Genomic DNA, 21246 nt, shown 5'->3' with positions numbered 1-21246 from the left:
GCGAATTTTGAAGGAATAGGGACAGGCATTGCCGAGATGAGGACCTGTCCGCTTTCGCCGCTTCAGTTACGGCGACCAATATTGATGGAAAACAAGACCATGACGAGCGCATTCATTCTTATCGCATTGGCTCTCATCATCATCTACGCCGGTCCGACATTGCTGTTCATCTGCGTCGGATATGCCGATTATATGCTGGAGCGGCGAAGGCATATGGTGGCGTTGAAGCACGCCGTGAAGCGTCGCAGCGACGAGTTTTAGTTGGACGTTGCTCGGCTTTCCCAGGGGATCCAGAGGCAGGTCGGCAAAACCCGCCTCCGGCAGCCGGCGCTTGAAGCGTCTCTGCTATTCGTTAGTCGTTCGCCGTGACCTTGACGCCGAGCACCGAAGGAATGGTATTCGGTGCACCCATCGCCGCGCCGATGATCATCGGAACGGGAACCGGCTTTTCCGGTGCGGCGCTGATTGTCAGGCTTTTCGGTCCGTCGAGATAGGTGTTGACGGCAGCCGACACCTGGTTTTGCAGCTCGGGCATGTTGAGCTGCGCCATCATCATCGGCACGAGACCTTTCAGCGATTGCGCCAGCTGGTCGCCCGTGACGCCCTGCTGCGAGCCGGCATAATCGAGTGCCTTCTTGGTGATCGAGGCATCGTCGAAGCGGATCGAGGCGCTGTTGATCGTCAGCTGCTGCATCAGCCCCAGCATCGCGAGGCCTACGGCCTGGTTGGCCTCTTCCTTGTTCGGATTGGCCTCGGCGGTCTTCACCGCCTGCTGCAGCGACTTGATGAAGCCCAGCGTGTAACCGGAGAAGTCGACGGCGAAATTCAGCCGGCCGATATTCTTGAAGTCGAAAGCATATTCGTCGACAGCGACCTTGCCGCTTTCGATTTCCCAGATGCCCTTCATCGTCACCGTGCCGTCGAGCGTCGTCAGGCCCAGTTTCTCGATGGCTTCCTTCGCATTCGCATCCTCGACCTGCGACAGGTCGGCCTTGAGACCGGCGACATTGGCGTCATAGGAAAAGCCGCCATCCTGGCGTCCCAGGTTCGACTCGATGCTCTCGATCGCAAGCACGTCCTTGCCCTTGATGTTGAGAGCGATCGGTCCGGTGCTGACCGTTTCATAGAGGAGGATGTCGTTCAGCGTATCGCCCGTCGCATTGGCGGGGATCGTGAGGCCGGTGATCTGGATCTCCTTTGCGGAAAAACGTCCTTCCTCCTGGCTGATATCGATATCCGGGAAGGAGACGGTCTTGGCGTGATAGCCACCGCCTTCGATTTCCTCAACACCCTCGAAGGTGAGATCGCCGATCTTTAAAGTGTCGCCGGGCAGGCTCGAAGATCCTACCTGGACACCGGTCGCCGTTACCGTGTCGCCATCGGCGTCCGCCTTCTCGAAGGTGATGACCGTACCGCCGGCACTGGTTGCGGCATTGAGCTTCTTCATCATGTCGGTGCCATCAAGGGCAAGCGCCGGGCCGGCCAACGTCAGGAACGCGGTGCTTGCCATCATCAGGTGGAGATTACGCATATGCTTCATGGAGATGTCCTTATGTAGAAAATAGATGCGAGGATTTCGAAATTCCCAGATGTGCCACCTTCCACTCTCAGATCGGAAAGGCGGGGGACACGAAGAGCGCCGCTGGATATCACGGCTTTCATCTGGTCAGCTAATTTGGGGGTGGTGCAGTTAGGATCAGTCGGAACGCTCGGACTGAAAAAATATAGTCATCCTTCCGCCGGCGACGGGCGGCAGTATTTTCTCTAGCAGGGGTAGCGTTTCGACTCATCCGCTACACAGAAAGTGTATTTCCTCGATTCTTGCAACCCTTCGAATCGGATGCCAAACCGGGAAGTGTTCGACTGGATTTAGTGCGCATTTCGAACGCCCGCGGAAACGGCCAGTCCGGCTGAATGCCACCTTCCAGTGTCCCTATGCCTGCGACACTCGCCCGCGCAACAGATAGGCGAGCGAAAAGATGACCAGGAAGGGGTAGACGAGCACGATCAGCGGCAGACCGGCAGCCAGCGCATCGTCTTGAACATAGATGTTGAGGACTCCGGCTCCGAGCACCAAAGGATAGAGTGGCGCAAACCTGTCGAACCACATCCTGAAAGGCCCCGCCAGGAGCAGAACGAACGCCGGCAGAATAAAAATGCCGAGATTTCTCGCAACATTCAGGAACTCAGGACCAAACGGTTCAGTGAGGGAATAAAGTCGGCTGACTTGGCGGGCCGCCCACAGAGCAGCGATTGTGGCCCCTACATATCCTGCTGGTCTTGCCAACATGGCCGAACTTCCCTTTTGTTCACACTCCCGCGTCGATGCGGCCCGTTCCTGTGACCATATCCGCGCGCCTGCAGCGCCGCGCGTCTTTTCAGTATGCACTGACGTTCATGGGTGCATATTGTCCAGCGGCGCCAACGCATTCAAGAATTATCGTGCGGCAAACGCCGGCCTCCTGCCGCATGACAGGTTGCGCGCGCCAGGCCCGTAGGCGATCCGGAATTCGATGTCCTTGTAAAAATAGGTCCTGGCTTTTCGTCTCAGGCGGCTCCTGTCGAAAGCGTCTGCCGTTACGACAACATGTGCGACAAGCCGTTTGAATTGCATGGCGGAGAACCTCGCTCCTCCACGATCAGCTCGACATGGTAATAGGGATCGTGATCGGCGGGCTCCGGATGCTTTTAGACGGTGGCCCAACGAACGGTCCGTGGTGAGACGGAGAGAATGACGGTGAAAACATCTGGTGGTTCCACCGCTCCGGCACACGCGAAGACCGGTGCGCCCAAAATGGTTGCGACAGCCAGAAGGATAGCTCCAGGACTTATGTGCATGTTCTGGAACAATGTCTGTCGTCCCCTGTTACATTGACGATGAAAACGAGTGCCGCGCGAAAGACGAAGCAGCTGGAGGGCTCGATGAAGCGGAGCATAGGATTTGGGCTGGTTTTTGCCGTTGTGCTGACCGGCTGCACGACCAGCGCAGGCAGTTATTCGTCGGCGGGACTGGCCCCCATTCCCGGCAGCATCACGTATAATGGCCAGCCTCGCACGAAGTTGACGAAATCGCCCGTGGGTTCTTCCTTCCCGCATGATTTCACAGATCAATGGGGACGCCAGGTCGAGGAGATCTACATCATCCGGCCCGACAGGAGCTTGCTGATCGCCGAGCGCCACTACCGGCCGGTCTTCGCCCTCGACGATGACTAGACAGGATGACTTTAGGCCCGGTTGGCTAGTCTGAATCCTGTTTTAAATTCAATAGTTAGAGCATGATGTCGCCCGAAAATCGCTGACATTTTTCGGCGTCATGCTCTAGGAAGGAGAAATGATCATGCCGCGCCGCAAGAGCACTGAGACGACGACCCTCGATAGCAGAGGAGCCAAGATCGGCGAGCCGGTTCCGAAAGCCGTCATCGATACGAACACAGCCTCCGTCGGCGTTCCCCGGCAGCCTGATCATGACCTGGGCGAAGAACTGAGCGTGCTGCGAAAGCAGATCGGCGCGCTTCAGGAACAAGTCCTCGATGCTGCCCGGTCGGCAAAAGGAAGTGCCGGGAGAGCAATGCGTCAGACGGAAGCGGCGGTGAAGCTCTACCCGGCCTCGACGCTCCTCCTCGTCGCGGTGATCGCCGGCGCGCTCGCATTCGCCGGACGTCGCGCCGCACTACCGCGCCATCGGCCCCAACCCGCACTGCGTGAGTTGAGGGATCTCTACGACTCGATCCGAGGCCGCGTCTGACAAGATTTCAGGATTGTCAGCGTCACGATTATGGCCGACGCTTCGTTATCGAAGCGAGGGGACATTCATGTTGGATATCATCATACGCAGCGCTCTTGATGTCGTTGGGCGCACTGAGCGCCTCGTCGAAGCAATGAGGCGACTGCTCCAGAGTGACGACCTCGACGAAGTCGAGGTCTATGAGCTCGACTATGAGATCGAGCGGCTCGGGGACGTGGTTTTCAATGTGGACGAGGCCGTTCGATCGCTGGCGCGCACGGTTGAATGCTGGTCGCAAACCGCTCTCGCACACGAGATCCGTAGGACATTGCATTGACGGCTGATTCTGCGTGTCACGCTGATGTCACGCGACCGTCGCAGCAATATGTGCTTGATTGGCGCAGTTAGGCTCAGACCAGGGCAGGGTCGAGCCAAAATTGCTTTTTCGTTGGGGCATCGCAATGAGCTTGAACACTTCGGGGGAGGAATCTCAACCCCATGAATTCATCTTTCCGGTTCACACCCGGACGATCGCAGAGATCAGATACGATAGTCTGAGCCGCGTCATGACGGTGGTCTATCACGATGGCCACTCGTGTACGACTTCCGGCATACAAGGCCCGGCGATGCTGAGAATCCTCGCCCAGCGTCCGTTGGAGCGCTCTCCGTTTCTGTTGAAGACGGTCATCTGAGGCGGAAAGACGTCGTCAGTCGTTGCCGGTATGGCGGGGCAGGGCATCGGTTTGTTAAATCAGCATGGTCGTGCATCCATTTCCACTGGGCCGCGTTCATCCACAATAGCCGGACCTATGGAGGGAACGCCGATGACCTTTCCACCGCCGAAGACCGAATCTCCCGCGAAGCGCTTCGAAGAGGCGACCGTAGCCGCGCGCGACGCGTTGGAAAGGCTGATTGCAGCCGCCAATGAAGCCGGATGGGGCACCGAGGAGATAACCGCGGCACTCCTTAAGGCCGCGCAGTTTCTGAGCGATGCCAACAAGAGAGAGCCAGATCCGGCCGACGACCCCTCAATCAGCGATGCGCCTGCCAGGGAGCAGATTGGTCACGGCGAGCTCTATGACTAGTGTAGACGGTGTTCCCAGGCCACGTCTTCGAACGGTTAGTTCACAGACTAGAAACTTGTGAAGTTTCGTAAATGTGGACAATAACTGATCTTATACCGTGGGCGTTTGCGCTGCCTCCCGCTCTTTGGGAATTACGGAATGTGTGGAGACGGCATGGCTGGATTTTGGGAGCCTGTGCAGGCTTAATCGTCTTCTGCGGCATATTCGTCTGGATTTATGTTGTCCAGCAGTCAGTTCACAATATGAACTATGGAGCGTTAGGTGTTGTGCAAGCGCTCTGTTTGCTGCTTGGACCACTTGCTGCCGCAATCGCTATCACCAAGAGGACGAGCTTGGCTGCTGGGGTTTTTGCTGGGGTAGCCGTTGGATTCTGCGTTTACGTCGCCACTGCCACCATTGGAATTGCCATCTACGGCGAGTGAAGCCAGGTGGTTCTACTGGGCTGCGGGTTCGAGCTTTGCGGTATAGGCCCACGGTAACACTAGCCGTGTTCCAGACTTGCTAGGTCGTATTAACCCGTTCGCAATATGAGCCATGCGGGCGGTAGGAGACGAATTGCAAGTCTATCGTCAGCGCATGAGCAGCGCGACCAAACCAACCCGGGAGTTTACCCCGAGCTTGGAATAGATGTTTCTGAGGTGGGTTCTGACCGTTTCGTAGCTGATGTGATCGGCTATGGCCACCTCCTTTGGAGAATGGCCGGAGGCAATGCTTGAGGCGATCCGAATCTCCGTCGCAGTCAGTTTGTAGGCTTCCATTAAGAAGTCTCGCCGCTCATTGAGTGGCGTGGCCACCATCGGCTCGACAATGACGGCCACGGTCGGCCCCTCCAAGAACTCAGTGAATGCATCGGACTGGAGCCGAAGGAGTGTGATGCGATAACTAGCCTTGTCCTTCCCCTTTGCGATCGCCGTATGCGGCCTTGTTTGCACACCCTTTCTGGAAGTCAGGAAATCGAGAACGGCAGTCGACTTCTCGCATTGAAGTTCGAGCTTGCCGCTTGGGGCGACATGCATAGGAAAGCCAGCCGCCATTAAGGCTTCTGCGCTCTTATTCCATTGGCGTGCTCGCCCATGCTCCGAAACGTAGATCAGTCCGACGCCGATGCTATCAAACAGGGTTTGCGTTGTCTGTCTTTCCGGGGCGAGAAGATCGCGCTTCCGGATGAAGTCGAAAGCCCTTTTCAAATGCGGAGCGAGTAGCGTGTAGCGCCCGGCTGCTTCTTTGTTGAAATCGGGGTCTGCTGACGACGTGCAGGTCGATAGGACGAAGGTGCGGGTTTCCTCCCGAATGATGGAGACACCGATGCTCGTCTCGCATTGGGCCTGCCCCTTCAGCCAATCATTGTAGAATTCCGATTTGAGCAAGTCCTCGCGTGGAAAGATTTCGTCTCCGCAGACACCCTGACCGACGGGCACAAAGCTCAATCTCGGAATCCAGGGGTTCACTGCGGCAAAGTGGCTGCTGAACTGGTCGACCTCGGTCCTCGAGAACCCCGACACGTAAGGAACATGGGCCACAGGCGAGGCCAGATCGTGGTAATGGAGGGCAGCCTTTCCATTCGGCGAAGTTTGCGCCACGCGATCCAGAAAATCCTGCCAATCGCACTCACCGAATAGACTTCCATAGATCAAATCTATCAGCTCAGATGAAGCGTCTTTTGACTGGAGCATGATCTTTCTGAAAATCCCACAGCGAGTATTTCCGGTATTAAATAACGTTGCTCAGGCAAAGACAACAGCAACCCCATGTAATATCAAATCGGCGGCCATGGGCATTCGTGACCAATCGCAATGCCGTACTACTCGCTCCTTCGCAAGCGATGCAGGTATGGCCAACTCCATAGTTCTCACCGGTCGATAGTTGCGACGGAGCCGCGCACGACGAGGCTCGTGCTGACGCGCAGGCGTTCGACGGCAAGCGGGGCGCGTTCGATACGGGCGATGAGCCGCTCGCCGGCGAGCTTGCCCATCTCATAGACGCGTTGGTCGACGATGGTGATCGGCGGAACGGTAACGCTGGTCCAGTCGGCGTCGAGAAACGAAATCATCGAGACGTCCTTGGGGATCGACAGGCCAAGCGACTGCACCGACTTGAAGATGCGCAAGCCGACGAGGCTGTCTGAAGCCAGCAGTGCCGTTGGCGGCGATCCCTCCGAGAGCAGGCGTTTGATCACGCTGTCCGTCTGTTGCTGGTTCGTGGCGCCGAGCCTGATATAATGAAGAGGGTTCGGCAAACCCGCCTCGGTCAGGACGCTGACAAAACCCTCCACGCGTTCGCGGACGGCGGAATTCGAGATGCGCCCGATATCGGCGAGCCCACCATCCTCGGCATCCATGGCAGAGACGTAGGCGAGGCGGCGATGTCCTTGCGCGATCAGATAGCGGGTCGCGGTGATGGCCGCATCCCGGTCGTCGCCGGTCACGGCGTCGACATCGAGTTCCGGGATAGCCCGGTCGAACAGGACCAGCGGCACGCCGGCGCGGCGGACGTGCTGCAGATGTTCGATGCTGTCGCAGCGGGCTGGCGTGACGATCAGGCCATCGACACGTTTGCCGATCAGGAGGTCGACGGCCGATTTTTCCGCATCGAGCTCTTCGCCCGAATTCGCGATGATGACGTTGAATCCAGCAAGACGGGCCGCGTCGCTGATGCCGCGTACCGCCAGACTGAAGAAAGCGTTCTCGATATCGCCGACCACGACCCCGATGATGCCGGACCTTCCGGTGCTCATGCTCCGGGCGAGCTCGTTCGGGCGGTATTCGAGGGTGGCGGCCGCCGCCATGACCTGATCTGTGATCTTGGCGCTGACCACGCCGTAGCCGCCGAGCACACGGGCGGCCGTCGCCTTCGAGACCTTTGCGGCCTTCGCGACGTCGGCGACCGTAACTGCACGTTTCGAATGAGCGGAATCTTCCATGAGCCGAGGACTACAAGAGTTGTTGACGACCGGTCAATTGACGGATATCAAATATGTTGTGAGACCGGTCTCTTTATACAGGAGACCGGTATCTTGTCCATAAAGCTCTATCGCAATGCGCGGTGGGGCAGGGCGACCCGACGATGCCGACAAGAGCATTCCTTTCAGAGCGGAGAACGAACATGAAGCCTTTTGAATCATTCGTGGCCACCCTCGCCCCATTGCGGGCCGGCCTTTTGACATGCCTTCTTGCGATGGGCGCAGGCTCTGCGGCCGCCGCCGACAATCCCTATAACCTGATCGAGCCCGGGGTGATCAGCGTCGGCACGATGGGCGATTCCAAGCCCTATACGTTTGCGACGGCGGACGGCCAGTTCACCGGTTTCGATATCGAGCTGTTTCTCAACGTCGTCTCCCGCCTCGGCTTTCAAAAAGACAAGGTGACGTTCACGGGCCAGGAATTTTCAGCACTCCTGCCGTCGGTCGCAAACGAAAGGTTCGACGTTGCCGTTGCGGCGATCGGGACAACCGAAGCCCGCAAGAAGACTGTCGATTTTTCCGACGGCTATCTTGCCGGTTATCTCTCCGTCCTGACCCCGGATGCCGGTATCAAGGATGCCGATGGCCTCAAGGGCAAGCGTCTCGGCGTCGTGCAGGGGACCTTGCAGGAAGTCTATGCAGCCAAGAATTTCGGGGGGACTGATCTGGTGAAATTCCCCGACAACAATTCTGCCGTGGCCGCGCTCAACAACGGAACGGTCGATGCGCATTTTCTCGACTACGAGGCCGCCAAGCAATATGGCGAGCGCTATCCCGCTCTGAAGGTTGCCGTGAATATCCCGTCCTTCGATGCGCCTGCTGGCTTCGTGGTCCGAAAGGGAAATGATGCCTTTCGCACGGCGCTGGACGGCGCGCTTCACGATGCGATGCAGGACGGTACCTGGAAGACCCTTTATGAAAAATGGTTCCCCGGCTCACCGATGCCGGAACAGTATCTTCCCAAGAAGTGACGCCGCAAGCCGCCCGCTCATGGCGGGCGGCTTACCAAGGCTCTGCCGGACGGCGGCGTCTGCGCCGGGCACGAATTCATGGGGATCTGAATGAACTGGCTTGAAAATCTGCGCCGCAGCTTCCTGGACTGGGATGCCATGGCGGAAGTTCTGCCGAGCATGATCAGCGTCGGCCTGAAGAATACGCTGATCCTGGCCGCCGCCTCGACCGTACTCGGTGTCGTCATCGGCATGACTCTCGCCGTGATGGGCATCTCGCAGTCACGCTGGCTGCGGCTGCCAGCACGCATCTACACCGATGTTTTCCGCGGGCTGCCGGCGATCGTCACGATCCTGATCATCGGCCAGGGTTTTGCCCGGATCGGGCGTGAGATCTTCGGTCCATCGCCATTTCCGCTCGGCATCCTGGCGCTCAGCCTGATTGCCGGAGCCTATATCGGCGAAATCTTCCGATCGGGCATTCAAAGCGTCGAGCGCGGCCAGATGGAAGCCTGCCGGGCGCTCAGCATGAGCCACGGGCAGGGCATGCGCCTGATCGTCATCCCGCAAGGCATCAGGCGCGTTCTGCCGGCGCTGGTCAATCAATTCATCGGAAACGTCAAGGATTCCAGCCTTGTCTACTTCCTGGGATTGCTCGCCTCCGAGCGGGAGATATTCCGTGTCGGGCAGGATCAGGCTGTCGTCACGGGCAATCTTTCGCCCTTGTTGCTGGCGGGCGTCTTTTACCTCGTCATCACGGTGCCGCTGACCCACTTCGTCAATTATATCGATGCGAGACTGCGGCTCGGAAAACAAGGTCGCGGCTCGGGTGCTGCGAGCGGATTGATCGAGGTGAGCGAGTTGCAGGCCGCCGCCGGCCCAGGTCCCACAGTCAAGGCGGCGGAGGAGAGTACGCCGCGCTTCAAAGGCGGCGCCCTGAACATCCGGGACCTCACCATGGCCTATGGCGATCTCGACGTGCTGAAGGGGGTCGATCTCGACGTCGCCGCCGGTACCGTCACCTGCATCATCGGCCCTTCCGGCTCGGGCAAATCGACGCTGCTGCGCTGCATGAACAGGCTTGTCGAACCGAAGGGTGGTGACATCCTGCTCGATGGCGAGAGCATCCTGGCGATGAAGCCGGAGAGGCTGCGCCGGCGGGTGGGGATGGTGTTCCAGCACTTCAACCTGTTTCCCGACCACACGGCACTCGAGAACGTCATGCTTTCGCTGACCAAGATCAAGAAGATGCCGAGGCAGGAGGCGCGGCGCATCGCCGAGGCACGTCTGGCCGATGTCGGTCTTGCAGGGCGTAAGGATCATCGGCCCGCAGGTCTGTCGGGTGGGCAACAACAGCGCGTCGCCATCGCACGCGCGCTGGCCATGGATCCGGAGGTCATGCTGTTTGACGAAGTGACGAGTGCGCTCGATCCCGAACTGGTGAAGGGAGTGCTCGACCTGATGGCCGCCCTCGGCCGCCAGGGCATGACGATGGCCGTGGTGACGCATGAGATGGGATTTGCGCGCAGGGTGGCCGACCAGGTCGTCTTCATGGATGAGGGCCGCATCGTCGAGGCCGGCTGCCCGAAGCAGATCTTCGACAATCCCCGAAGCGAGCGGCTGAAGCGCTTCCTTGCGGAAGTTCTCTGAAGCGCCCGAGGCAACGCATGGTGCCCCGGTCGTCCTCACACCGGCTGCGCCGGATTTCACCCGATGTAGCAAGAGCAGAACACAAGGTTATCGACATGAATGCTTCCACCAAACCCTTGAAGGTCGTCGTCATCGGTGGCGGGATCTTTGGCGTCTCGACATCAGTCCATCTGGCGCGGCTCGGGGTCCGCACCGTGCTCATTAACGACGGTCCGCTTGCCAACGGCGCCTCCGGCCGTTCGCTTGCCTGGCTCAACTCGGCGCGTAAACGCGCCGATGCCTATCACCGGCTGCGTCTGGCCGGCATAGATCGGTATCGCACGCTGGCCGCCCGATATCCCAATGCGCCGTGGCTGCGCTTCGACGGCGGCCTGACCTGGGATGCGGACGATGGTAGCAACGAGATCGCCGAGATCTTCGACTATGAGCGCGATCTCGGCTATCACGCGCTATGGCTCGCCCCGGCAAGGATTGCCGCGACGACGCCGGGTGTCGACGCAAGCGCCGTGACGCAGCAAGGCGCGATCTTCAATCCCGGGGAGGGCTGGGTCGATCTTCCGTCCTTGATCGGCACGCTTACGGAAGAATTCCGCACGCTGGGCGGCGAGATCGTCACGGACGCCGGTCGCGCGACGGTCGATATCGAAGGCGGGCGTGCCCGTGGCGTGATCACGGCCGACGGCATGCGCCGCGATGCGGATGCCGTTCTGCTTGCTGCGGGCGGTGACGTTCCCGCGATCGTGGCTGAGGTCGGCCAGCATATCGGCGATGCAACGCCTGTCGCCCTTCTCGTCCGGACCAAGGCAATCCGCCATCCGCTGAAGGCTGTGCTCAACACACCTCGCATTGCCATCCGTCCGACGCCCAGCGGCGGCTTCGCGCTCGATTCCGCCTGGTCCGAGGAAGAAGTGAGCGTGAAACCCGATGGCAGCTACGAAGTCAGGCAATCGACGCTGGAGGGGCTGCTGCGCGAGGCCTCAAGGGTTCTCGAAGGCAATCCGCAACTGGAGATCGAAGATTATGGGGTCGGCCCGAAGCCCATTCCGGGCGATGGTGAGCCGGTCTTCGGCGAGTTGCCGTCAATCCCTGGTTATTTCGTTGCCTTCAGCCATAGCGGTGCCACCCTCGGCCTGATTGCCGGCGAACTGCTGGCGGATGAGATCATTACTGGACGCCGCCATCCACTGCTGGCGGACTTTCGGCCGGAGCGTTTCAGCGCGTCGCGACGGTGAAGGTCGCGATGCGGAAACTTGAGCCGCTCGCCAAGCGGATGACCGTTCTATGCCGCGGCGGTTCGACGAAGCGCCCCCGTTTGCTCCAATTGGAACTGATCGATCAACTGGAGGAGTATCCTCGTCTCGTCGGCAAGTTCCTTCGTCGCCGCGCTGGTTTCCTCGACCATGGCAGCATTCTGCTGCGTCATCTGGTCCATCCTGTTGACGGAAGAATTCACTTCATGGAGGGCGTTGTACTGCTCTCTGCTCGAGCGAGCGATCACGTCCATCTGCTCGGAGGCGGTGACCACTTTCGCCGAAATACTTTCGAGGACTTCGCTCGTCTCGCGGACGACACGCGCTCCGTTGGTAATCTCCGTCTGCGAACGTCCGATGAGCTGTTTGATCCTTTGGCCGGCCTCCGCGGAGCGTTGAGCCAGATCGCGCACTTCCTGGGCCACGACCGCAAAGCCTTTTCCGGCCTCGCCGGCGCGGGCCGCTTCGATGCCGGCGTTCAGGGCAAGTAGGTTCGTTTGGAACGCGATTTCATCGATGACGCCGATGATTTGGACGATCTCGTCGGATGCCGCTTCGATCTTGCCCATCGCGTCGATGGCGCTTGCAACGACCTGGGATGACGAATCGGCCACCTGTTTGGTGTCCGTGATGATCTGGTGGGCATCATCGGCGCAGGCCGCCGACGAACGAACCGTAGTAGTGATCTCTTCGATAGCTGCGGCTATCTCTTCGAGTGCGACGGCCTGTTGTTCGGTGCGCCGCGCAAGATCGTTTGCGGCAAGATCCATCTGACCGGCGTTCCCTTCGATCATCCGGGTGTTGGTGCGGATCTGGTCGATCGTTTCTTGCAGCCGGAGGAGCGACGAGTTGAAATCGTTACGAAGCTGCTCCAATCGGCCGAAGAAGGGGGTTGCGATCGTCTGAGAAATGTCGCCCCGTGCCAGACGTCCGAGACCTTCCGCCAGCGCCGTAACCGCGAAGTCTATCTGCTCTTCGACCGTGCGTTTTTCTTCATCATTGCGATGCCGCTCCTCCTCGGCCCTCGATCGCTCGACCTCGCTACGCTCCTCGATCTCGACTTTGGCGATGGCATTATTCTTGAATACGCCCAGGGCGCGGGCCATATCGCCGATTTCATCGGCTCGGCTGTCACCGACGATGGATGTTTCGAGTTTGCCGTCCGCCAGCCGCCTCATAGCCGAGGTGATCTGATTGATCGGCCCCTTGAGCGTAACGGTCAGCCCGACGCCTGCGAGGATTGCGATCACCACGCCGAGGATCGTCGTTCCCAGGGACATCGAATTAGCATCCGCGCGTTCCTCAGCAGCATTCTGCCGCTGCATTTCGGCGAATGCCGTCAACTGAGACCACATCCGGTCCACGTCGGCCGCGGCCAAATGGAATTCGTCCTGGCGCTGCGCGCTGATGCGAACGAGGTCGGTGGCAGCCTTCTGCATTTTGTCCAGCGCCGGCAGAAGCTTGGCTTTGAGATTATCGAACTGCGCGACACCGCCGGCATTGGAAATCAGCGTGTCCAGGCCCTTTCTGACAGCCGCGATTTCCTGCGAAAGCCGCTGGAGATTGGCGTCCGTCGGCGCCAAGGTCAGTTTCGCCATAACGATCTGAATCACGTAAGCCGAGGTGGTGAGTTTCTGGCCGTCTCTCTGGCTGGTTTTGGCGCGCTCGACCGTTTTGGCGGTCTCGGCCGCCTTATCCGTTACCGCCTTCACGCGCCGTGAGGCGACCTCCTGCAATTCGGGCAGCCTGCCGACGATATGGCTCGTCGCATTCCTGAGACCGGCTGTACGCTCCTCGGTCTGGCTGGAGGCTTCGACAAGCGGCTTCAACGAAGCAATGGCATCGTCAATCGCCTTTTTGGCTTCCGGTGCCTCGCCGCCAAGCGCCATTCCCACGATGCGCTGCTGCCGGGCGAGTTCCTCCATATCGGGGCCGCCGATAGGGGCGGCGGCTTGAGCCTTGTCGTTTAGCGATTGGGCGAAGGAGGCGAAGTCCGAAATGCGCTGTGCATCGCCCAGTGTATTGCGGGCTTCATCTTCCTCCATGTCGGCGGCGCGCTGGAGGACCTTGGAGCCTTCAACGATATCCGTCTGGGACGACACGACGATGCTCTGCGCCTTCTGGAGATCGGTAAAGAGCGCCGACCGAGTTTCCTGAAGTTGCCACAGTGTATCCATGCGGGCCGAAATTCCGTCGATGGAAGACAGCGCTTGCTCCAACTCCTGCTGACCGCTGCGATCCGCGGTGAGCCTATCGATGCCGGATTTCAGAAGAACGCGCTGATCGGCAAGTTTGCGGGTGACAACATCGCGGTTTTCTTGCGTGGCATTGGCGAGGAATTCGCCCATCGCGGCCGACAAATCGCGAAATCCGCTCAGCGACTGCAGAACGGAATTGGAAATATCCATCCGCCCCTGAAGCAAGCTCGACGCATAAAAACCGGTCGCGCCCACGGCCATGATGCTGAAGACGAAGGGAACGATGAACACCATCACCTGCGTCTGGATGCGAACACGTGACAACAGCCTTCCCAACATGAGTCCCTCCTCGGCTCACAGCGTCTCGTTGCGGCGCCTTGGCGCAGGGCTGTTGCAGATCGCCTCCCTTCGAGTGAAATCCTCCTTCCGCCTGAGGCGGCAGCCACGGGTTTGCTCGCAACCAACGGCTGCTCGCCCCTTCCTCTTGACCTTCCGAAATTCCTATATCCGTCGGAAGGAAATGGCTTGAAGCAGAACAATCAATCTCGGGTGAAGATACCAGTCCCCTCGAACCGGCTCTGCACATAATCCCTGCCGGACGCATGACGCATCAGTGGAATAATTATTTCATACTGCACGACTCGTGAAATATTCGTTTCAATATTCGCCGAAACCAGCATTTTGTCCAGCCCGAGGGCGGGCAGCCGATGCATCCTTCTGAGCCGTCGGGCGTTCTATCGCCAGGAACAACTGGAGACGCATCATGTTCAAGGACGAACGCGGGGACATCGGCACAGACAAGGGTGTGCGCGACGGTGTGGAAACCACACCGGCCTCCTTCGAAGAGGCGAACATCAACCCTGATCTCATCAGACGCGAGGGTTTTGCCAGCGAGGCCGAGTATCGGGCGTATATTGCCACGCTCGGTGGTCATGCCCCGGTTGAAGGCACCGTCGAGGAACCTCTCCTGGTCTCCGATGGTCATGCCCTCGAAGGCCGGCTGCGAGAACTGAGAGAAGAGATAGAAAACCTTCGCGCTCGCCTTCACGTGATCCAACAACAGGCCGCGACCGTCGTTACAGAGAACGTCCGATGGGCCGATGCAAGCGCTCATGCGCAGCTCGGCAATCAGCCCTGGCTCAAGCTGGCAGCCGCAATGGCGGCGACCTTCGTCGTCACGAGGGGCATCAGGCGACTGCCTCTGGGTGCGGTGGCGACGACGGCGTTGCCGTTGGTGGCGGCGGCGATGAACCGGAAGTTCGCCAGGTGAAAATCGTCAGCAGCGATGACTGATCAGGCGAAACCGATTTCGGCAAACAGAGGGAGGTGGTCAGAGGCAACCCTTGTCAGGCGGTTTTGCAGGACCGCCGCTTGCTTGACGATGAGATCGTCGCTGACGAAGATGTGGTCGAGGCGCATCAGCGGGTAACGGGAGGGAAAGGTCGCTCTCGGCGCGGCGTTGCCTGCGAGCTGGGCGTCCTTCAATGACCGCGTGGCAAGTCGGTAAGTCGCTGATGACGGAATGGCGTTGAAATCGCCGCAGAGAATGGTGGGAAGAGGCTCGTCCGCCGTGCCGCGCAGCCAGCCCGAGTTCAGCAGCGTCGTCATCTGCCGGATGCGCTCGCGGCCGCGAAGGCCGAGATGGGTGTTGATGACCAGCAGTTTTCTGTCGCCGACCAGTATTTCGACGGATAAGGCGCCCCGCTGTTCGCCGATGGACGGCAGCGGGCCGGCCTTGACCGCGCCTGTCGGCAGCGAGGTGATGATCGCATCGCCATACTGCTCCTCTGCAATCGACAGGGCCGGATGGAAATGCGCCTGCATCTTCAGAAGCGAGGCGATCGCGTGGGCCTGGTCGACGCCGCCGGTCCTGCGCCTGAGGACATCGACCTCCTGAAGCGCGACGATATCGGCCTCAGCTTCAGCGATGACGGAAGCGATGCGGCCGGGATCGAGCTTCCGGTCACTGCCGATGCAACTGTGGACGTTATAGGTCAGGAGTCTGATTGATCTATCCGGCATAGGCCCGCTGAAAGCTCGTTCCCCCGGGGAACATAGAACTTGTTCCCCGTGGGAACACGGAACTCGTTTGATCGTTCCAGATGATCGAGCCGTGGCGCTCGCATCTCGGAAATGGACAATCGATGAGCTTGAAAAGCATAATATGGAATGGACTGCTCGTTGCCGCCCTTTGTCTCGCGGTCTTTCTCCTCTATCGGATCTTCGAGCAGTATAGTCTGGGAGAGATCGTCCAATCGGTCCGCAGCATACCTCTTTCGACCTTTTGCACAGCACTGCTTTTCGCGGCGGCATCCTATCTGTGCCTCGGCTGTTTCGATCTCCTGGCGATCCGCTCGCTCGGCAAATCCTTGCCTTATTCCAGGATTGCGCTGGCTTCATTCATCAGCCTCTCGCTCGGCCACAATATCGGCTTTGCCGGGCTGAGCAGCGGCGCCTTCCGTTATCGTTTCTATTCGCGCTGGGGACTGACGGCGGAGGACGTGACGAAGATCATCCTGTTTTGCGGTGTCACGGTGGGGCTCGGGCTGATCACGCTGGGTGGTCTTGCGATGATCGTCAATCCCGGCGATGCCGGACGCCTGCTGCGCATCGATCCGGCAAGCGTCCGCATCTTCGGTGCGCTGGCGCTGGTTGTGCCGGTCGTCTATGCGGGCCTGGCGTTCTTCATCCGCGGCACATTGCGGCTGTGGCGCTGGTCGTTTCAGCTGCCGCGATTTTCGATCGCGGTCGCGCAGGTCGGGGTCGGGACGGTCAACTTCATGCTCGTGTCCGCCTGTCTGCACCAGATGCTCTCTGCCTTAGGCGACGTCGCCTTCTTCAGGTCGGTGACGGCTTACGTCCTCGCCAATTCGGCTATTCTCGCAACGCATGTTCCGGGCGGTCTGGGCGTCCTCGAGGCAACCGTCTCCTATGCCGTGCCGAAGGAGGCCTCGATCGGCGCGCTGATTGCCTTCCGCTGTGCCTATTTCTTCATTCCGCTGGTGCTCGGCACAACGCTTCTCGTCATCAGCGAGGTGATCTTCCGCTGGAGATCACGCGGGGCGGATGAGGAGGCGGACGAGCGCGCCGAGGCCCAGTCGGTCTAGAGGGGCGAAGGGTCGAACCGGGTCGAAGAGCGCGGTGCCTGAAATCGGCGAAGTGCTGCCCGGCAGCTCGACGGTGAATTCCCGCAAGCCCCGAGGTCCGTCATTGAGCGCGTCGACCGCCTCGATCAACGAGCCGCTTTGCATAAAGGCTGCGGCAAAGCTTTCCGGGGTGGTTCCGAGATATTCCGAAAGCAGGCGATTGCGCAGATCCGCGATCGCGCGGCGATGCTCGTTGTTACCGGCCTCGAACAGCATGTCGCATTCGCAATCCAGTCCTTCCGAGCGATTGTTGAGGTTGGAGGAGCCGATGCGGACCAGCTCGTCATCTGCGATCATCAGTTTGGAATGGACGAGCACCTCGACCTCGCCATTCTCTCCGGGCGTGACTGGCTCGGGTACGATTGGCCCGGGCACGACGGCATAATAGACGCGCAGGCGGTCCGCACGATCGGCGCGTTTCAGGCGGCGAATGACCCGGTCGCGATTGCCGCCCATGACAAGCTTTTCGATCAGCCCGTGAGAGCTGCGCGTGCAGATGATGACGACTTCAGGCCCGTCTTCCTCCTGCAGTCGCGCGGCAATGGCGTCGGCGACGCGGAAGGAGGCGAGATATTGCGCCTCGATGTAAAGCTGCCGCCGAACCCGGGCGATGACGTCCAATGTCATGGCGATGCCGTCGCTGATGCCGGGGTGAAGTGCGGTCGACGGCTCCGTCAGCGCGAAGCTGACCGCGATCTCCCTCATCGAAACGGCGAGATCCTCCGGCCAGGCGAAAGGGACGTCTTCGGCCAACGACAGGTGGTTTTCGCCGGTAGCGTTTTCCCAGCGCTGCCTGACGATATCGCCGATCAGTCTTGCGGCGTCGCCGGTGACCATTGCCTGAACGTCATGCAGCGGATCGTAGGAAACGCCCTTGGGGTCACGTCGCAATTTATCCTTGGCGCGGTGGAGCCAGGTGTCCCACCGGCGCGACGTCAGGTCTATGCCGCCGATGAAGGCGACGGCATCGTCGATACAGACGAGTTTCTGATGGTGACAACCGCGCAATGTTGGCTGAGGCTCGAAGCGTAAATCGATCCGCGCATTTCTGGGAAAGTTTTTCTTCCGCAGCACCCGCAGGGACTTGTCAGAATAGACGGGGCCGAGCGCCCAGATGAGGATGCGTATTTCGAGCTCCGGATTTACCGCTGCCAGGGCATGCAACAGGTCGGCCAGCGTTTCGTCGGACTTCTCGGGTTCCAACCGGATGTTCGGATTGAAATCCCACCCGACGATCCAGATGGTGCGCCGCGCCTGCCGCAACGTGCGCGCCAGCTCGGCGAAATAGCTGTTGCCGTTGATCAGGAAGGCCGCCTTGGCAGCACTCCCTTTCAGGCGCAAGGCGCTGCCCTCCTGTTCTTGGCGGTCGCCCGGCCGTTGTGATTTTGTCTGGGGCAAGCTCGGGTTATTGAAGATGGTTTCGAATGTCGTCATGATTGCCTCGGCCTCTAACTGGAGCACAAACGCCCGGAATTTGCCTGGGTTCCCCGATGGCGTCAGACGACGGCCGCCTGCGATGCAGAATGCAAGGAAACGAGATGTCACAACGAGCAGGCAGCGCCGATCTTCCCCTTCACGGGGGACGCGTGCCGCATTGGCTGGGCGACCGGATGACGCGGTTGGGAACACTGATCACTGAGGCGATCGTCCATCACTATGGCCGCGACGAATTCCTGCGCAGGCTCGCGCATCCCTTCTGGTTCCAGTCCTTCGGCGCGGTCATGGGCATGGACTGGCATTCTTCCGGCATCACGACCAGCGTTCTCGGCGCGCTGAAGCGCGGGCTGAAGCCGCGCGCCGGCGAGCTCGGCCTGCATGTCTGCGGTGGTCGTGGCGCGCATTCTCGCAAGACGCCGCAGGAGCTCGTCTCGATCGGCGAGCGTGTCGGCCTCGACGGGGAGGGGCTCGCGACCACGAGCCGTCTCATCGCCAAGGTCGACAGCGCCGCCCTTCAGGACGGGTTCGACCTCTATCTGCACGGGTTCATCGTCGCCGATGACGGCCATTGGGTGGTTGTTCAGCAAGGCATGAACGGCGACAAGCGTCAGGCCCGGCGGTATCACTGGCTGTCCGAAGGGCTGGAGAGCTTCGTCGACTCGCCGCATGCGGCAATTGAGGGACGGAGCCAGGGCGAGATCGTCAATCTTGCCGACAGGCGCGCCGAACGCTCGCGGCGCGGTCAGCTCGATCTGCTGGCGACCCTCGGTCCCGACAGAATCATCCGTGAAGCCGCCGCACTGCTGCGTGTCGAAGCGCCGGCGCACGAACCCGCCGAACAGCCGATGCTGCCGCACCTGATCATGCCTGCCCATCACGATGTCCGCGAGAGTGACGTCAACATGCGGCGCCTGCACGGAAATCTGGCCGCCGCGGCAGACCGCGGGCCAGCGGATTTCCAAGAGTTGCTGCTCGTCCCCGGCGTCGGTGCCCGCACGGTGAACGCTCTGGCAATGGTGGCGGAAGTCGTGCACGGTGCGCCCTGCCGATTTTCCGATCCGGCGCGCTTCTCGATCGCCCATGGCGGCAAGGATCGCCATCCTTTTCCGGTCCCGCTCAAAGTTTATGACGAGACGATCGCCGTGATGAAATCGGCGGTGCAGAAGGGCAGGCTGGGACGCGAGGAGGAGTTGCAGGCGCTCAAGCGCCTGGACGACCAATCCAGGCAGCTGGAACGCTATGTGACGGGTCCCGACCTCAAGGAAATCATCGCCGGCGAATTTCGCCAATCCGCCGATTTCGGCGGCCGGAGCGTCTTTGGCTGGGAGGAGCCGCCAGCGGAGTAGGGCAGCCTTTATGCCATTACCTTAACTTGCTGAGCCAGGCAGGACGACTTCGCCGTTTTCCTCACCATCCCAGTACCGGATGGAGGACGCTGAAACCTTGATGAGAACGATCCCGCGAGTGTCCACTCCGTCAGGAAACCACCGCTCGAGATCGGGGATCCAATGTTCTTCGAGTGCCGCCTTATCCCGTACCAGCGACGCGACGCCCTCGACAGCAATGAAAATCCCCGGCTTGCCGAGGAGGCTGGGAGGCGCCGTGAACGTCAGCGAGACGGTGTCGACGCCTTCGATCTCCGTGATTTTTCTGCTGTCTTCATAGGAAAAGAACCAGGAATCCCCATCATATTCGACGTCGCCGTTGTTGCTCATCGGTCGGGCCGAGATGCGGCCCGACCCGGCGTTCGTCGACAGCATGCAGAAATCGATCTTCTTCAGTTGCGAGGATAGGTCTTCGAGGGTCATGGATGCCATTGAAATCTCCCATGTTTGAATGCTCGGGAGTAGCGTGCAAGCGTCCAGATTGTTCCGTGGAAAGTCCACGGAAGCTAAGGATACGCAGCGCTATAGCTTCAATGGCCGTCGGGCGGGACGGCTTCAGCCGGAACCGTCTCTTTCAGATTCTTTCGGTGGAAGATGAACAGTCCTGCAACGACGATGATCGCGGCACCGATGATGATCTGCATATCGGGAACATCGTTGAAGAAGAGGTAGCCGAGGACGATTGCCCAGAGCAGCAGCGTATATTGAAGCGGCGCGAGCAGCGATGCCGGTGCGAGCTTCAGCGAGCGCGTGATGAGCAGATGCGCGCAGGAGGCGACGATCCCGAGCAGCAGCATGCCGGACCAATCGACGAGCGTTGCCGGCTGCCAGTGGCCAATGCTCAAGACGATACCGATCGCGAGGGCCGCAATCGTCTGCCATGTCACCAGAGTGGTATCGCTGGTCGAGCGCAGATAGCGGCTCATCACCAGAGACAGCGCAAAGGCAAAGCTGCCCACAAGACCGAAGAGCGATGGAAGCGACAGCATCGCCGTGGATGGACGCAGCGCGATGACGACGCCTGCAAAGCCGATCAGAACAGCCAGCCAACGGCGCCAACCGATCTTTTCTCCGAGAAAGAAATGCGAGAGCGCCGCGATATAGATCGGTCCCGCCATATAGAAGGTCATCACATCTGCGAGCGGCAGATAGGCGACGGCAGCATAAAACAGCGCGACATCGCAAGTCGCCATCAAAACACGTATGAACTGGAGGCCTTTCTGCTCGACGCGAAACAGGGCCATCGGCCCTTGCCGGAGGATCATTGGTCCGAGCACGATGAAAGCGCCGACCGAGCGGATCACCAGCACCTGGCCGACGGCAAAGCTCGCGACCAGCCATTTGCCCATTGCATCGTTCAGTGCAAAGAGCAGATCGCCGAGCAGCATCAGCACGACGCCTGTTATGATCAGGTTTCCGGCGTCGGCGACACCCGTCTGGGTCTTCATCTGTGGCATCCTCG

22 protein-coding genes are annotated in these 21246 nt (G+C 59.9%); 12 read left to right on the top strand and 10 right to left on the bottom strand.

Annotated elements, in window-relative coordinates:
• Positions 1-99: 99 nt before the first annotated feature.
• The gene (locus MOV76_RS03580) at positions 100-261 is read left to right on the top strand and encodes a hypothetical protein (protein ID WP_012755472.1); all 162 of its coding nucleotides are present in this window, start codon (positions 100-102) and stop codon (positions 259-261) included.
• 91 nt (positions 262-352) lie between these two features.
• Here MOV76_RS03580 and MOV76_RS03575 read toward each other — a convergent pair whose 3' ends face one another.
• From MOV76_RS03575 to MOV76_RS03565, 3 genes are all read right to left on the bottom strand, one after another.
• Complete coding sequence (locus tag MOV76_RS03575; protein WP_047620685.1) at positions 353-1540, bottom strand: hypothetical protein; 1188 nt, start codon at positions 1538-1540, stop codon at positions 353-355.
• A 393-nt stretch (positions 1541-1933) separates the two neighbouring features.
• On the bottom strand, positions 1934-2290 hold the full coding sequence (locus MOV76_RS03570; protein WP_047620683.1) for a transmembrane protein: 357 nt from the start codon (positions 2288-2290) through the stop codon (positions 1934-1936).
• A 147-nt stretch (positions 2291-2437) separates the two neighbouring features.
• The gene (locus MOV76_RS03565) at positions 2438-2614 is read right to left on the bottom strand and encodes a DUF5086 family protein (RefSeq protein ID WP_247263837.1); all 177 of its coding nucleotides are present in this window, start codon (positions 2612-2614) and stop codon (positions 2438-2440) included.
• 308 nt (positions 2615-2922) lie between these two features.
• On the opposite strand from MOV76_RS03565, the gene MOV76_RS03560 reads away from it, so the two are divergent.
• The 5 genes from MOV76_RS03560 to MOV76_RS03545 all read left to right on the top strand — a co-directional run bounded on the left by MOV76_RS03560 (position 2923) and on the right by MOV76_RS03545 (position 4809).
• Positions 2923-3213 carry a hypothetical protein gene (locus tag MOV76_RS03560; protein WP_026188716.1) on the top strand — a complete coding sequence of 97 codons (291 nt, stop codon included), beginning with the start codon at positions 2923-2925 and terminating at the stop codon, positions 3211-3213.
• Between the two features lie 124 nt (positions 3214-3337).
• Positions 3338-3745, top strand: a complete 408-nt coding sequence (locus MOV76_RS03555; protein WP_047620870.1) for a hypothetical protein — start codon at positions 3338-3340, stop codon at positions 3743-3745.
• A 67-nt stretch (positions 3746-3812) separates the two neighbouring features.
• On the top strand, positions 3813-4061 hold the full coding sequence (locus tag MOV76_RS03550) for a hypothetical protein (protein WP_047620680.1): 249 nt from the start codon (positions 3813-3815) through the stop codon (positions 4059-4061).
• Between the two features lie 124 nt (positions 4062-4185).
• Complete coding sequence (locus tag MOV76_RS40010) at positions 4186-4416, top strand: hypothetical protein (protein ID WP_026188714.1); 231 nt, start codon at positions 4186-4188, stop codon at positions 4414-4416.
• A 132-nt stretch (positions 4417-4548) separates the two neighbouring features.
• Positions 4549-4809, top strand: coding sequence for a hypothetical protein (locus MOV76_RS03545; protein ID WP_018245877.1), 261 nt, complete (start codon positions 4549-4551; stop codon positions 4807-4809).
• Between the two features lie 569 nt (positions 4810-5378).
• Here the strand turns inward: MOV76_RS03545 and MOV76_RS03540 are convergent.
• Both MOV76_RS03540 and MOV76_RS03535 read right to left on the bottom strand, forming a co-directional pair.
• A complete protein-coding gene (locus MOV76_RS03540) occupies positions 5379-6482 on the bottom strand; it encodes a LuxR C-terminal-related transcriptional regulator (protein WP_047620678.1) in 1104 nt (367 codons plus the stop codon).
• A gap of 176 nt (positions 6483-6658) precedes the next feature.
• Positions 6659-7729 (bottom strand): LacI family DNA-binding transcriptional regulator, encoded by a 1071-nt coding sequence (locus tag MOV76_RS03535; RefSeq protein ID WP_247263836.1) that lies wholly within the window; start codon positions 7727-7729, stop codon positions 6659-6661.
• Positions 7730-7911: 182 nt separating this feature from the next.
• Here MOV76_RS03535 and MOV76_RS03530 point away from each other — a divergent pair, with 182 nt between their 5' ends.
• The 3 genes from MOV76_RS03530 to MOV76_RS03515 all read left to right on the top strand — a co-directional run bounded on the left by MOV76_RS03530 (position 7912) and on the right by MOV76_RS03515 (position 11600).
• Positions 7912-8739 (top strand): ABC transporter substrate-binding protein, encoded by an 828-nt coding sequence (locus MOV76_RS03530; RefSeq protein ID WP_018245873.1) that lies wholly within the window; start codon positions 7912-7914, stop codon positions 8737-8739.
• A gap of 90 nt (positions 8740-8829) precedes the next feature.
• A complete protein-coding gene (locus MOV76_RS40005; RefSeq protein ID WP_130729600.1) occupies positions 8830-10368 on the top strand; it encodes an amino acid ABC transporter permease/ATP-binding protein in 1539 nt (512 codons plus the stop codon).
• A gap of 95 nt (positions 10369-10463) precedes the next feature.
• A complete protein-coding gene (locus MOV76_RS03515) occupies positions 10464-11600 on the top strand; it encodes an FAD-binding oxidoreductase (RefSeq protein WP_247263835.1) in 1137 nt (378 codons plus the stop codon).
• A gap of 47 nt (positions 11601-11647) precedes the next feature.
• Here MOV76_RS03515 and MOV76_RS03510 read toward each other — a convergent pair whose 3' ends face one another.
• The gene (locus tag MOV76_RS03510) at positions 11648-14155 is read right to left on the bottom strand and encodes a methyl-accepting chemotaxis protein (protein ID WP_247263834.1); all 2508 of its coding nucleotides are present in this window, start codon (positions 14153-14155) and stop codon (positions 11648-11650) included.
• Between the two features lie 424 nt (positions 14156-14579).
• Between MOV76_RS03510 and MOV76_RS03505 the strand changes: the two genes are divergently transcribed.
• Positions 14580-15086, top strand: a complete 507-nt coding sequence (locus tag MOV76_RS03505) for a hypothetical protein (RefSeq protein ID WP_247263833.1) — start codon at positions 14580-14582, stop codon at positions 15084-15086.
• Between the two features lie 23 nt (positions 15087-15109).
• On the opposite strand, the gene MOV76_RS03500 is transcribed toward MOV76_RS03505, so the two are convergent.
• Positions 15110-15838: an endonuclease/exonuclease/phosphatase family protein gene (locus MOV76_RS03500; RefSeq protein WP_210069431.1), complete on the bottom strand. Its 729-nt coding sequence runs from the start codon at positions 15836-15838 to the stop codon at positions 15110-15112.
• 122 nt (positions 15839-15960) lie between these two features.
• Between MOV76_RS03500 and MOV76_RS03495 the strand changes: the two genes are divergently transcribed.
• A complete protein-coding gene (locus tag MOV76_RS03495; protein ID WP_247263832.1) occupies positions 15961-16923 on the top strand; it encodes a lysylphosphatidylglycerol synthase domain-containing protein in 963 nt (320 codons plus the stop codon).
• Here the strand turns inward: MOV76_RS03495 and MOV76_RS03490 are convergent.
• A complete protein-coding gene (locus tag MOV76_RS03490; RefSeq protein WP_130729606.1) occupies positions 16870-18396 on the bottom strand; it encodes a phospholipase D-like domain-containing protein in 1527 nt (508 codons plus the stop codon). The genes MOV76_RS03495 and MOV76_RS03490 overlap by 54 nt on opposite strands.
• Positions 18397-18500: 104 nt before the next feature.
• On the opposite strand from MOV76_RS03490, the gene MOV76_RS03485 reads away from it, so the two are divergent.
• Positions 18501-19745 carry a DUF763 domain-containing protein gene (locus tag MOV76_RS03485; RefSeq protein WP_247263831.1) on the top strand — a complete coding sequence of 415 codons (1245 nt, stop codon included), beginning with the start codon at positions 18501-18503 and terminating at the stop codon, positions 19743-19745.
• 21 nt (positions 19746-19766) lie between these two features.
• Here the strand turns inward: MOV76_RS03485 and MOV76_RS03480 are convergent, their stop codons facing one another.
• Together MOV76_RS03480 and MOV76_RS03475 are read right to left on the bottom strand one after the other, a co-directional pair.
• On the bottom strand, positions 19767-20216 hold the full coding sequence (locus MOV76_RS03480) for a pyridoxamine 5'-phosphate oxidase family protein (protein ID WP_210069421.1): 450 nt from the start codon (positions 20214-20216) through the stop codon (positions 19767-19769).
• 98 nt (positions 20217-20314) lie between these two features.
• Positions 20315-21232, bottom strand: a complete 918-nt coding sequence (locus MOV76_RS03475) for a DMT family transporter (RefSeq protein WP_047620660.1) — start codon at positions 21230-21232, stop codon at positions 20315-20317.
• Positions 21233-21246: the final 14 nt, after the last annotated feature.

Source organism: Rhizobium sp. PRIMUS64, assembly GCF_023006465.1.
Taxonomy (GTDB): domain Bacteria; phylum Pseudomonadota; class Alphaproteobacteria; order Rhizobiales; family Rhizobiaceae; genus Rhizobium; species Rhizobium leguminosarum.
Note: the sequence above shows the minus strand (reverse complement) of the source record. Positions and strands in the feature narration are given on the sequence as shown.